Origin of the sequence: Pricia antarctica (assembly GCF_900101815.1) — a bacterium.
Taxonomy (GTDB): Bacteria; Bacteroidota; Bacteroidia; order Flavobacteriales; family Flavobacteriaceae; genus Pricia; species Pricia antarctica.
This window is the reverse complement of sequence record NZ_FNAO01000004.1, coordinates 137,030-149,926: the sequence shown is the minus strand read 5'-3', so window position 1 is coordinate 149,926 and position 12,897 is coordinate 137,030. Positions and strand designations below refer to the sequence as shown.

Annotated in this window: 9 protein-coding genes; 5 read left to right on the top strand and 4 right to left on the bottom strand. The window is 42.6% G+C overall.

Going from position 1 to position 12,897, the window contains the following annotated elements:
* Window positions 1–26: 26 nt before the first annotated feature.
* Entirely contained in the window at window positions 27–1,571 is a 1,545-nt protein-coding gene (locus BLT07_RS08250) for a hypothetical protein (protein ID WP_091867635.1), read from the bottom strand.
* 237 nt (window positions 1,572–1,808) lie between these two features.
* Here BLT07_RS08250 and BLT07_RS08245 point away from each other — a divergent pair, with 237 nt between their 5' ends.
* From BLT07_RS08245 to pheT, 3 genes are all read left to right on the top strand, one after another.
* Window positions 1,809–2,981, top strand: coding sequence for a 2-isopropylmalate synthase (locus BLT07_RS08245; protein ID WP_091867634.1), 1,173 nt, complete (start codon window positions 1,809–1,811; stop codon window positions 2,979–2,981).
* A gap of 187 nt (window positions 2,982–3,168) precedes the next feature.
* On the top strand, window positions 3,169–4,287 hold the full coding sequence (gene leuB, locus BLT07_RS08240) for a 3-isopropylmalate dehydrogenase (RefSeq protein WP_091867632.1): 1,119 nt from the start codon (window positions 3,169–3,171) through the stop codon (window positions 4,285–4,287).
* A 102-nt stretch (window positions 4,288–4,389) separates the two neighbouring features.
* On the top strand, window positions 4,390–6,816 hold the full coding sequence (gene pheT, locus BLT07_RS08235) for a phenylalanine--tRNA ligase subunit beta (protein ID WP_091867630.1): 2,427 nt from the start codon (window positions 4,390–4,392) through the stop codon (window positions 6,814–6,816).
* 85 nt (window positions 6,817–6,901) lie between these two features.
* Here the strand turns inward: pheT and BLT07_RS08230 are convergent, their stop codons facing one another.
* Window positions 6,902–7,468, bottom strand: a complete 567-nt coding sequence (locus BLT07_RS08230) for a fasciclin domain-containing protein (protein WP_091867628.1) — start codon at window positions 7,466–7,468, stop codon at window positions 6,902–6,904.
* A gap of 192 nt (window positions 7,469–7,660) precedes the next feature.
* Between BLT07_RS08230 and BLT07_RS08225 the strand changes: the two genes are divergently transcribed.
* Window positions 7,661–8,380 (top strand): hypothetical protein, encoded by a 720-nt coding sequence (locus BLT07_RS08225; protein ID WP_091868227.1) that lies wholly within the window; start codon window positions 7,661–7,663, stop codon window positions 8,378–8,380.
* Here BLT07_RS08225 and BLT07_RS08220 read toward each other — a convergent pair.
* Together BLT07_RS08220 and BLT07_RS08215 are read right to left on the bottom strand one after the other, a co-directional pair.
* A complete protein-coding gene (locus BLT07_RS08220; RefSeq protein ID WP_091867626.1) occupies window positions 8,370–9,506 on the bottom strand; it encodes a hypothetical protein in 1,137 nt (378 codons plus the stop codon). The genes BLT07_RS08225 and BLT07_RS08220 overlap by 11 nt on opposite strands.
* 106 nt (window positions 9,507–9,612) lie before the next feature.
* On the bottom strand, window positions 9,613–11,241 hold the full coding sequence (locus BLT07_RS08215; protein ID WP_091867624.1) for an ABC-F family ATP-binding cassette domain-containing protein: 1,629 nt from the start codon (window positions 11,239–11,241) through the stop codon (window positions 9,613–9,615).
* A gap of 190 nt (window positions 11,242–11,431) precedes the next feature.
* Between BLT07_RS08215 and BLT07_RS08210 the strand changes: the two genes are divergently transcribed.
* Entirely contained in the window at window positions 11,432–12,814 is a 1,383-nt protein-coding gene (locus tag BLT07_RS08210; protein WP_091867622.1) for a peroxiredoxin family protein, read from the top strand.
* Window positions 12,815–12,897: the final 83 nt, after the last annotated feature.

Sequence of the window (12,897 nt, the reverse complement as noted above, 5' to 3'; positions counted from 1 at the left end):
AAATAAGTTGAATTTAATGGCAATTCTTAGCGCGTTACCGCCATCGCTTTTTCGCGAATGATTTCAGCGACCGGTCGGTTCTCTAAATGGCTCTCTAACCATGAAATAATATCCAGATACAAAAAAGCGCGTTTTTCGTAGGGATGGTCTTCGTATTTCTTCAGTTCCGTATGCAGTTTCTGGAATTCATTTTTTAGCTCATGCGGATAGATTCCTCCCAAATTTCGCAAGAACTTGATCATTTCCTTCTGAACTGCATGTAGGTCGTTCATTTTCAAAAGGAATTTGTACGTACTTTTCAACTGGATTTCTAGATGGTAGTCCATTCCGGCTTCATAATGTGCGACCAAACTTAAAACCCGTGCAAAGCACATAAGGTCTTCGCGCATTTTAAGATTTCTGTTATTGATGATTCTTTTTAGGTATTGAATACAGGTCTTATTATCGCCTATTCCGAAATACAGACAAGCAATTTTATAGTATAGCAACATGATGTGATGGGCGTCGATGCGATCTTTGTGCTTATTGATTCCGTATTCGACAATTTTGACCAGATACAGTCCCTTTTTGAACGTGCCTTCCAAGAAATGGAGATTCAGCTTATTGGCGTTCACATACAGAAATACCAACGACGTAACATTGTCGTTCTTCGGGAAATTCTTACCGCCTACCACTTTTTCCAAACGTTCAAGCGTTTGTTTAAATTGGGATGCATATTTCACGTAAAACAAAGATTCTAACAAATAATGGTTTCCTTTTATAAAGAAAACGGGATTTAGATAAATCTGCTCCTTTTGTTCATAAAAAAGATCGACCCATTTGCTGGAATATTTATAGGTAGATAGAAAATCCTGGGTCAAAAAACTGTACCACAGATGCGCTTTATAGAGCCATAATTTTTCCCGAAAACCCAAATCCTCGATTTGATATTTGGGCAAATGGCGTTCGAAATAGTCTTTCACCCTGACATAATCTTCATCGCTACGCACATATCCGACTTTTAGCATCATACCATAGAGTTGCAGGGAAAGGTTCGACAGTTTACTGGTCATGACATTTTGGGCGGACAGTTCTTTGGCCTGTACCGCAAGTTCATCGGCCCTATCGGGAATACTCCGTGTGATATATTGGGTTTCGATAATCTTCTCGAGCTCGACGATTTCGTAAGCGATATTCTTTTCTTGGTTCTCGATGGCGGTCCCCTTGGCCTTGTCCAAAATTTTCAGACTTTGTCTGTAAAGTCCTTTTTGGTATAAGATGGTCGCAAAATCTAGCTGTTCGCGTATCTGCAATCGAATCGTTTGGTTGACGGGGTTTAAACGCAAACTGACCAATATTTGTTTGTAAAGATGTGCCTTTAAATTCGAAAGTTGGGCCTTTTTGACGATTCCGCTTTCCAAAATCGCTTTCTCGTCATATTTCTTGATCTTGTCCATCAGATTGAACAATGCCAAGAATTTGGCATCGGTATTTACCCCCAAACGGCCAACATATAGTTTGAATTGACGTTTTTCGGATTTTGAAAGGGACTTCACCAAAACGAACAAGGCATCCCTATGTGCATTTGTCATCGTAATATTTATAGTTTATATGGTTGTTTATCAAAGGTTTAAACAATACTAAAACACCCTTGGCGTTGTACTAATAAGTTTATTGGATAGTCCAACTGCATATTTGGTTTTATATTCGTAACCAGCGATTATGAATGTGTCTTGGATTTTTAATCGACACCCGAATACATTTCCATATTTTAGGATAAAGAAAAGTGTAAACGGTTTCAAAATAAGCTAGCTAAAGTACAAAATATAATGGGTAAAGATATAGTACAAATTTTTGATACCACGTTACGTGATGGCGAACAGGTGCCCGGATGTAAATTGGATGCCGACCAAAAATTGGTCATTGCCGAACGTTTAGATGATTTAGGTGTGGATATTATTGAAGCGGGATTTCCGATATCGAGTCCCGGTGATTTTACATCCGTTGAAGCGATTTCCAAATTGGTGAAAAATGCTACGGTATGCGGACTCACCCGGGCCGTCAAAAAGGATATCGAAGTAGCTGCGGAAGCTTTAAAATTTGCCAAAAAACCACGGATTCATACCGGGATAGGCACTTCCGATTCCCATATTAAATTTAAGTTCAATTCCAATCGCGAGGCCATTATCGAACGTGCGGTCAACGCCGTCAAATATGCCAAAACTTTTGTGGAGGATGTGGAGTTTTACGCCGAGGATGCCGGTCGTACCGATAACGAATATTTGGCCAAGGTCTGTGAAGCGGTCATAAAGGCGGGCGCCACGGTACTTAACATACCGGATACAACGGGATATTGCCTGCCGGAAGAATACGGCGCCAAAATGAAATATCTGATAGAAAATGTAAAGGGCATAGATAAGGCCATCCTCTCGTGCCATTGCCATAATGACCTAGGTCTCGCCACCGCCAATTCAATCGCAGGTGTAATGAACGGGGCAAGACAGATCGAATGTACAATCAACGGCATCGGTGAACGGGCCGGAAATACGTCTTTGGAGGAAGTAGTGATGATTATGCGCCAGCATCCCGACCTAAATCTGGACACCAATATCAACAGTAAATTATTGTACGATACCAGCCAGATGGTATCGCGGAAGATGGGAATGGTGGTGCAGCCCAACAAGGCCATAGTCGGTGCGAATGCCTTTGCGCATAGCTCCGGTATTCATCAAGACGGGGTCATCAAGAACAGGGAAACTTATGAGATTATGGACCCCGAAGACGTCGGTGTCAATGAATCTTCGATAGTGCTCACCGCAAGAAGTGGCCGGGCAGCATTGGCCTACCGGGCAAAACTTGTCGGCTATGAGCTGACCAAACGTCAATTGGACGAAGTTTACGAAGAGTTTCTAAAGTTTGCCGACGTACACAAAGCAATCTCCGACGAAGACATTCCTCAAATCATAGAGGCCTGCAATTTGGGGATAGAAAGTGTATCGTAACAACTTCACGCCCTTTTCCACATTTTCACATTCTTTTCCGCATTAAAGGGATTGTCCCATAGTTATTCGAACTTGGCCTATGGTGTTATTGAGTTATTAGGTTATTTTTACGGTAGTGCAGAAATTGTATTCATCGCATCTGAAAACGCAATATCTTTGCAACCGAATAACGCAGTAACCCAATGTCATGCAACTAAAAATAGCCCTTCTTGGTGGAGACGGTATCGGACCCGAGGTACTGGCCCAATCGGTCAAATGCCTTAAGGCCGTAGAAGAAACCTTTAACCACCGTTTTATATATCACGAGGCGCCTGTCGGTGCCATTGCCATGACCAGTACGGGAAAACCCCTGCCCGACGAAACCCTCAAATTATGCCGGGAGTCCGACGCTATCTTGTTCGGCGCTATCGGTGCTTTGGAGTACGACAACAACCCAGAAGCCAAAATACGGCCAGAACAGGGCCTGCTAAAATTACGGAAGGAATTGGAGCTTTTTGCAAGCATCCGTCCGATAAGAACCTTTCCTACACTTATTCATAATTCCCCTTTAAAGGAAAAAATAATCGTCAATACCAATCTGGTTATTTTTCGGGAACTTACGGGAGGTATTTATTTCGGCAAGAAAACAATAAGTGCCGATGGTACCATTGCTTCCGATCTTTGTGAATATTCGGAGCAAGAAATAAGCCGTATCGCCCATTTGGCTTTTAAAGCAGCAAAAAAAAGAAGAAAAAAATTGACCCTTGTCGATAAGGCAAATGTTTTGGAATCCTCAAGACTGTGGCGCAAAACAGTTACGGAAATCGGTAAAAGCTATTCCGATGTCGAACTGCAATGTCTTTTTATAGACAATGCGGCCGTTCAGATGATGCTAAAGCCTGACCAATTCGATGTTATATTGACCGATAACATGTTCGGTGACATCCTATCCGATCTGGGCAGTGTCATAATAGGTTCCTCGGGTCTCTTGCCCACGGCATCCGTGGGTTCCGATAACGCCATGTTCGAACCTTTCCATGGCTCATATCCACAGGCCAAGGGCAAGAATATTGCCAATCCTATAGCCTCCATCCTAAGCACGGCCATGATGTTACAGCATTTTGGGATGGATGAGGAAGCAAATGCTGTCATGAGCGCCGTTCATAAATCCTTCGTGAAAAAAGTGGTTACTCCCGATGTGCTGGGCAGCAGTAAGTACGGTACGGAATACGTCGGTGATTATATCACCGAGAACATCGTAGATTCCGATGAAAATTTTAATCTGAACGAAGAGAATATCTGGCTGGGGAAATCGACTATAATTTAGAAATTACAAGCCCTAAATCCCCATTTCCAAACCCATTATTTTATCTTTGCCACTTCTAAGTGCGGTTCAAAAGTTTTAATCAGAGTATCCTAATCCTAAACCATGCAGATTTCATACAATTGGTTGAAGCAATTTATTAACCTGGATTGGCCATCCCATAAAACCGCCGAACTTTTGACCGATATTGGGCTTGAAGTGGAGGGAATTACCACTTTTGAATCCATCAAAGGAGGATTAAAAGGAGTCGTCGTCGGCCATGTACTTTCCTGTGAAAAACATTCGAATGCCGATACACTAAAGCTCACTTCCGTTGATATCGGGGCCGAAGTTCCAGTGCAGATTGTCTGCGGCGCGCCCAATGTAGCCAAAGATCAAAAAGTACCCGTGGCTACTATTGGCACTACATTGTACCCTCCGGATGGAGAAGCCTGGCATATAAAAAAAGGAAAGATACGCGGTGAGGAAAGTCATGGTATGATTTGTGCCGAAGATGAACTCGGGCTCGGAGCCGGCCATGACGGCATCATGGTACTAGAGGATAATCTGGCCCCTGGCACACCTTGTTCGGAAGTTTTCGAGGTTGAACAGGACGAAGTTTTTGAAATCGGCCTAACCCCGAACCGTGCCGATGCCATGAGCCATTTCGGTGTGGCAAGGGATTTGAAGGCCGGACTGAAACAGCGAGAAATCGACAAAGAACTCATTACCCCTTCCGTGAGCCAATTCGGTATTGACAACCGATCTTTAAAAGTACAGGTAACCGTTGATAACAATAAGGCAGCACCGCGATATTGCGGGGTGACCATTAGTAACCTAAAAGTCAAACCCTCTCCCGATTGGTTACAGCACCGACTACGTGCCATTGGCGCAAAGCCTATAAACAATGTTGTAGACGTTACCAATTATGTTTTACATGAATTGGGGCAGCCTTTACACGCGTTTGACGCCGAAAGAATACATGAGCATAAAATAATCGTAAAGACCTTACCCGCAGGCACAAAATTCATGACCCTAGACGGTGAAGAGCGTAATTTGCATGAAGACGACCTGATGATCTGCGATGCTGAAAAACCCATGTGTATCGCCGGTGTTTTTGGCGGTATTAACACTGGGGTCACTGAGAAAACCAAGGCCATCTTTTTGGAAAGCGCCTATTTCGATCCGGTTTCGGTACGTAAAACCGCAAAAAGACATGGCCTCAATACCGATGCCTCTTTTCGTTTTGAGCGGGGTATCGATATCGAAAACGTAGAATATGCCCTAAAACGCGCCGCACTGCTCATCAAAGATCTTGCCGGCGGCGACATTACCTCCGATGTCGTTGATTTTTATCCGAAACGAATCGACGAACAGCAGGTGTTCCTTACGTTTCGAAAGACTTACTCCCTTATCGGCCAAGAAATTCCGCAAGACACTATCAAATCCATTCTCGCGTCCTTGGATATTCGGGTAAAGAGCGTGACCGAGGCCGGCCTTGGGCTATCTATTCCCTCTTACCGGGTCGATGTGCAGCGAGAGGTCGACGTTATAGAGGAAATTTTACGTATTTACGGCTATAATAATATCGATTTCAAAAACAAATTGAATGCCTCGATAGCACCGACCTATAAGTACGAGGATTATAAACTACAGCACAGCGTCGGTAATTTTTTAGCGGCACAAGGGTTCTTCGAAATCATGGCCAACAGTTTAACTTCACCGGAGTATTCCAATCTTTTGGGTGACAGTTTTGGGAAGAGCGCGGTTGCTATGCTCAATCCCCTCGGAACCGAATTGTCGGTCATGCGCCAGTCGCTGCTGTTTTCAGGATTGGAAGCTGTTTCGCATAATATTAATAGGAAGAATAGGGATTTAAAGTTGTTCGAGTTCGGAAAAACCTATCATCAAACGGGTAAATCATACATTGAAAAGAAATGCCTGAGTCTATTTTTAACAGGAAACCGACATGCGGATAGTTGGGCAATAGCAGAAAAAGGAACCGATTTTTTCTATTTGAAGTCCATTGTCACGAACGTTCTACACCGATTGGGCATATCGGAAACCATCCCGGCGCGTACGGAAAATCCGATTTTTGCGGAAGGGCTTGCCATGACGGTCAACTCCAAAGAACTAGTTTCGATAGGCACGGTACGGAAATCCATTCTGAAACAAATGGACATCAAGCAGGAAACCCTCTATGCAGAGTTCAATTGGGACCAGGTGATCGCATTGGCTAAAAAGAATGACATCAGTTATCAGGAGATTCCAAAATATCCAGAAGTAAAACGGGATTTTGCGCTGCTATTAGACGATAGAATCACATTTCAGGAAGTCTATGCACTCGGTCGACGCACGGAGAAAAAATTATTGAAGGATATCAATCTCTTCGATGTATATACTGGAGATAAACTTCCCAAAGGTAAAAAATCATACGCCGTGAGCTTCACTTTGCAAGATTCCCAACGTACCCTGACCGATAAGCAAATTGATAAAATCATGGACAAGCTGCAACGGAGCTACCAAAAAGAACTTGGGGCGGAATTGCGGTGAGGCTAGAAGGATTTGCTGGTCACAGTTGGCTGTAAGAAAATTAAAAATTATTTTACCAATCTGACTATGAACAATTCCGCAAAGTTCACTGTAATTTTTCAGGTCTGATTACGGCGTCGATTTCATGAATTATCCCGTTCTGTTGGTTGGCGTCCGCTACAACAATGGTTGCCGTATTCCCGAAACTATCACTTAAAATAATATCGATCCCATTCATAGTAGCCGTAATAATGTCGCCTTGAAGGCTCGTGAAAGTGGTTTTCCCCTTACCCCTACTTAAAGCCTTTAAAATTTTTGATGCGGAGAATTTACCGGCAACAATATGATAACTCATCAAAGCTTTAAGTTCTTTTTTGTGATCAGGCCGCATTAAATCCTCTAAAGAAGTACCGGATAATTTCTCAAATGCAAGATTGGAGGGTGCAAAAACGGTGAACGGACCGGAATGGTCCATCAAATCCTCGAAATCGGTCGCTTTGATTACCGCCAAAAGCGTCTGATACTTCTCAGAAGCCGCTGTGGTTCGCAGAATGGACCATTTATTGATGTGAAAAGGAATTGGTTTTACCGATCTAGATGAGAATTTTTGCGCTGAAACGGAAAAGACAGTGAGCAAAAAGACTAAAAAAGAAGCGATAAGGGATTTTATCATGGGAAATTATGGACTTGGGAAATTAGCAATCGTTGAACGGGCGAATTTCTCCGACAAGATACAACCAAAAGCTTCCTTCCTTAAAAAATAGAAGTAAGCCGCACGCCAATTAACAAAATATTAACTTTTACGCTTCTGTAGAAAATCCAGTTTAGCGTTGAAATGCTTAAATTTGGAATAAAAGAAAAAGAAATGCTATTAAAAAGAACCAACATCGAAGAGAAACTCATCCGTCTAAAAGACGATGAAAAAGTTTCGCGGGCTATTTTAGAGGAAGTCCAAAAAATTTTAACTGCTGACTCCGAATGTCACGAACGTATCGAAAAAAATATTAGCGGAGGAAAGGATAACATTGTAAATGCATTCGATTTCGACCTTTTAGAAACCGGCCGTATCTATCATCTTGATCAGATCAAAAAAATATGTATCGATTACAGGTTGCGTTTTCTGATTACAAAATATTTCAAGGGCGAGATTCCCCCCGAAGCCATATCCAAAATCAAATGGCTTGAGAAGCAGCATAATATCGAAATCCAGGGCTTTAAAATTATGGCACCCTCTAAATTGTTCAAGTTGGAGGATAGGGACGACCCCATACTGTTTGCGCCCATAGGAAACAACTATTTTTATTTAATACATAAATGGGGCAAGGATTTGCATCCGCTACGTAAATGGCTGATGTGGCCTTTCAAGAGTATCGTAAACCTGGCCCTGTTGACCGCATTGGTAAGTTATCTGGTTACCATGCTCATACCGCAAGGTTTATTCTCCAAGAACAATTCTACCGCAGAATTTTGGATTATTTTCTTCTTTATGTTCAAATGCATTGCATCAGTAGTTATTTTTTATGGCTTTGCATTAGGTAAGAACTTTAATCCCGCAATTTGGAACAGTAAGTATTTTAATTCGTGATATAGATAGCGTAGGGTGCTCCCTCTAAATCTATATTACCGGCAAATTTAGGTTGGGGGTTTGCTTTAATCCTTAACAGCCCTCCTTTATTGCCCGCACCGGATTTTTTATATCCGATCAAAAGTAAATTATTGGCTTCGTCATAATGCACCACCGTGGTATTCTCAATTTCGAATTCAAAGTTGAGCTGGGCCGCGGTTAAAAAATTCTCGTAGGCATAGAGTACCGTCAAATTTTTATCGAAATCGTATATTGCTGGTACCAAGGAATATGCACTGAGTGTACCGGCCAACATTGCATAGTACATTTTTCCGCTGCTATCGAAGTGCTTAAATTCGGAGTTGAGAAAATTAGGGGCCTTTCCGGAAGGATAATTGGTATAGGTAAAAGCCAATGTAGCGCTATTATAGGTACTATGAAGTTCGTCATAACCAATAATAATATTCCCTTCGGGATTTTTAAAAATACTTCTGGCATCAAAACCAAGGTTGTCTTCGAATACCTCTATGTTGGTGTTAGCATCCAAAACCGTCAATTTATGTTCGTCATTGATTTCTTCGTCAAGACCTAAAATGAAAAGTCTATCATTGGAAAAAGCCAAACCCTCCGGAGTGTACTTAAGGGCTATATCCTCAAAAGTGATTTCGGTACCGGAAATATCGATGGCCCGTACCCAAAACTCGTTAGTTTCGGTACTGACCTCTTTTTCATAAGCGATATATACCATAGGGTCGCCTTTAACGATAGCTTTTGGCGTAAGGGTACAAGTGCCTAGGTCGGCGAACACGTCGAAACTCTTGGAGGTAGCGTCATTGAAATCGTGCACGGTGATGCTGCCACCACAATTCGATTTTTTGTGATACATGGTCAAAACTTTACCTTCTTCCGAAATCAATTGGGGTTCGGCGATAGCGATAAATCCACTTTCGGCATCGTTCACGCTTAGCGTTTCGGCATCGCCATTCAGCAGCTTGCCGGTGAGCATACCCTTCGTATTTACGAGTAAAGTGTAATCGGCCTCGACGCTTGGTTCGATTTTGCCGTCATCAACGGTGTCAGTATCAGATTTACTACAACCAAAGATAGAGAATGCCATGAAGGCATAGACAAGAGTATAGGTTTTCATAATGTCAAGATTTGGGTTTAATGGATATGAACTTATCCTGACTTTTTATTCGAAAGTGTCAAACGCACCATTCGTAGGTAAAACAAAAAATCAAGACTTGTACTTACTAAGCCGGAACTGCGTACATTTTATCGCGCTGCTCCCGCAATGCCTTGTCGGACATATACTCTTCAAACGTCAAATATCTGTCAATGTTGCCTTTAGGGGTCAATTCGATGATTCGATCGGCCACGGTATGTGCAAATTCGTGATCATGGGTCGTGAAAAGCACTGTGCCCTTGAAATTTTTTAGCGAGTTGTTGAAAGCGGTGATGCTCTCCAGGTCCAAGTGGTTCGTAGGCTCGTCAAGCATTAGTACGTTGGCACGTAGCATCATCATACGGCTAAGCATACACCTGACTTTTTCGCCACCCGACAAAACCGTACATTTTTTGAGGGCTTCCTCACCACTGAAAAGCATTTTTCCCAAAAATCCGCGGATGTAGACTTCTTCGCGTTCCTCTTCGGTCTTGGCCCATTGGCGTAGCCAATCGACCAGACTGATATTTTCCTGAAAAAAATCGGAATTATCGGCCGGTAGGTAGGATTGGTTCGTGGTTATGCCCCACTGAAAAGAACCGGCATCGGCCTTTTTGTTTTCGTTGAGGATTTCGTAAAACGCGGACGTGGCCCGGGAATCTTTAGAAATTACGGCCACCTTATCTCCTTTGGCAAGGTTTACATTTACGTTTTCGAAAAGCAGCTCACCGTCTTCTGTGGAAGCGGCAAGTTTTTCAACGTTCAATATTTGGTCGCCCGCTTCCCGCTCGCGGTCAAATATAATGGCTGGATACCTTCGGCTCGAGGGCTTGATATCCTCTATCTTTAATTTCGACAACATCTTCTTTCGCGAGGTCGCTTGTTTGCTCTTGGCCACATTGGCACTGAACCGAGCGATGAATTCTTGCAGTTCTTTAGCTTTTTCTTCCGCTTTTTTGTTCTGTTGTGCACGCTGACGGGCCGCCAGCTGGCTGCTTTCGTACCAAAAAGTGTAATTACCCGAATACAGGTTCATCTTTCCGAAATCGATATCGGCGATACTGGTACATACGGAATCCAAAAAATGACGGTCATGGGATACGACGATTACCGTATTCTCGTAATTGGCCAAGAAATTTTCCAACCAATTGATCGTCTCATAATCCAAATCGTTGGTAGGTTCGTCCATGATGAGCACATCTGGATTCCCAAAAAGAGCCTGGGCCAATAGCACACGTACCTTTAACTTGGAATCCATTTCGGCCATGGTCGTATAGTGCAGTTCTTCCGGTATACCAAGGTTCGACAACAATGCGGCAGCGGCGGCATCCGCGTTCCATCCGTTCATTTCCTCGAATTCTACCTGCAACTCCCCGATTTTATCGGCATTTTCGTCCGTGTAATCCGCATACAGGGCATCGATTTGCTGTTTGATTGAAAACAAAGGCTTGTTTCCCATCACCACGGTTTCCAAAACGGTCGAAGCATCGTAGGCATTATGGTCTTGCTCAAGAATCGACATTCGTTTTCCGGGTTCCAGGTTTACGTGACCAGAGGTGGGATCGATCTGTCCGGAAAGAATCCTAAGAAAGGTTGACTTACCCGCCCCATTGGCTCCGATAACACCATAACAGTTCCCCTGCGTAAAGGTCACGTTTACTTCATCGAACAATATCCTTTTTCCGAATTGAACGGATAAATTTGAAACCGACAACATAGTTTATTTTTTTAAAATCCGTGCAAAAATACGGATTTTTCACTGGCTAAACGAACGAACCTGCATAGATACCTCTACCGATTCCATTGATGTTTCCAGATATACTTTTAACTCCCTATTAACAGCATAGGGGACAAGGGATGCGTAAATTTGAGTAGCCTTGTGTCACTATGCAAGTACCTAAATATATATGAGCAAACCGATTTTTTATATTTTTTTGTGCGTGCTGGTAGGATGTGGTAAAGGAGAAAAAAAATCCCAAAATGCATTTTTCGCCGGGGAAATCGTTAATCCATCAAGCGAATATGTCGTATTGTTCAAGGGCGATGTTGCTCTTGACTCCGCAAAATTGGACGGGCAGAATAGGTTCTCTTTTACTATGGACTCTATCTCCGAAGGACTGTATCATTTCAACCATGAGCCCGAACTACAGTATGTATATCTTGAGAAGGGAGATAGCCTGATGATTCGGCTGAATACTCTATATTTCGACGAGTCACTTATTTTTTCGGGAAAAGGAGAGGAAATAAATAATTTTCTCTTGGATCTTTTTCTCGCTAACGAAGAGGAGGCCAGTCTGATACGGACTTTATACCGATTGAATGCCGTTGATTTTGTGGATAAGATCGATTCCCTAAAGCAAATACGGCTCGATGCGCTAACCGAACTGAACAAAGAAAGCGCACTTTCAGAGAAAAAGGAAAAAATCGGTAGGGCGAGTGTGGAATATAACTACAACACCTATAAAGAAGAATATGCGTTCAAGCATTTAAAGTTTACTGGGGAAAATGTATTCGACAAACTACCCGAAAATTTTTACAACTATCGTTCTGATTTGACCTTTAACGACAAAGATCTCACGTATCTCCGCCCCTATTACCAATTTATGAATAATCATATGGGCAATCTGTCGTATATGACCTGTAAACACGACTGCGCGATCAAAAAGGGTATGGTGCGCAATCCCCTGCATTTCAACATGCATAAACTGCAATTGATCGACAGTCTGGTACAGGAGAAGGATCTAAGGGACAATCTTTTCAGGTACGTTGCCTTTAATTATTTGCTGAACGTCAATGATGCGGAAGAAAACAACGAAAAATTTATTGAAAGTTTTCATAAACTATCAGACAATAACCGCCATATGCAAGAAATCGACGCGCTTTATGAGGGAATCAAAAACATTCAGCCCCATAAAGAAATTCCCGATGTAGCTGTTTATGATTTGGATGGGAATACGATTTCTCTACGGGATATAGCAGGGAAAAAGAAAACCGTTTTCTATTTTTGGTCGGGTAGTAACCGGAATCACTTCGAGCACATAAAAAGAAGAGTTGCCAAGCTCACCGCCGAAAATCCGGAAAACCGATTTGTAGGCATTAACATTAGAACCCCAGAAACCGTTTGGAAAGGCCTACTGGAAACCTCCGATCTCGACCAACACATGCAGTACCGCGCCACGGATTTTGATGCCCTCACAAAATCGTTGGTTATCGACCGGCTCAACAAATGCATTATTACCGAAGACGGGCGTATTGTAAATGCCTTTGCCGATGTTTACAAACCGTTATAGTCAATCGGAAAAGAGTAGATACAGCTAAAAAACCGTGATATATCTTACGATATTTCACGGTTTTTTAGCTGTGAACCTAAGGT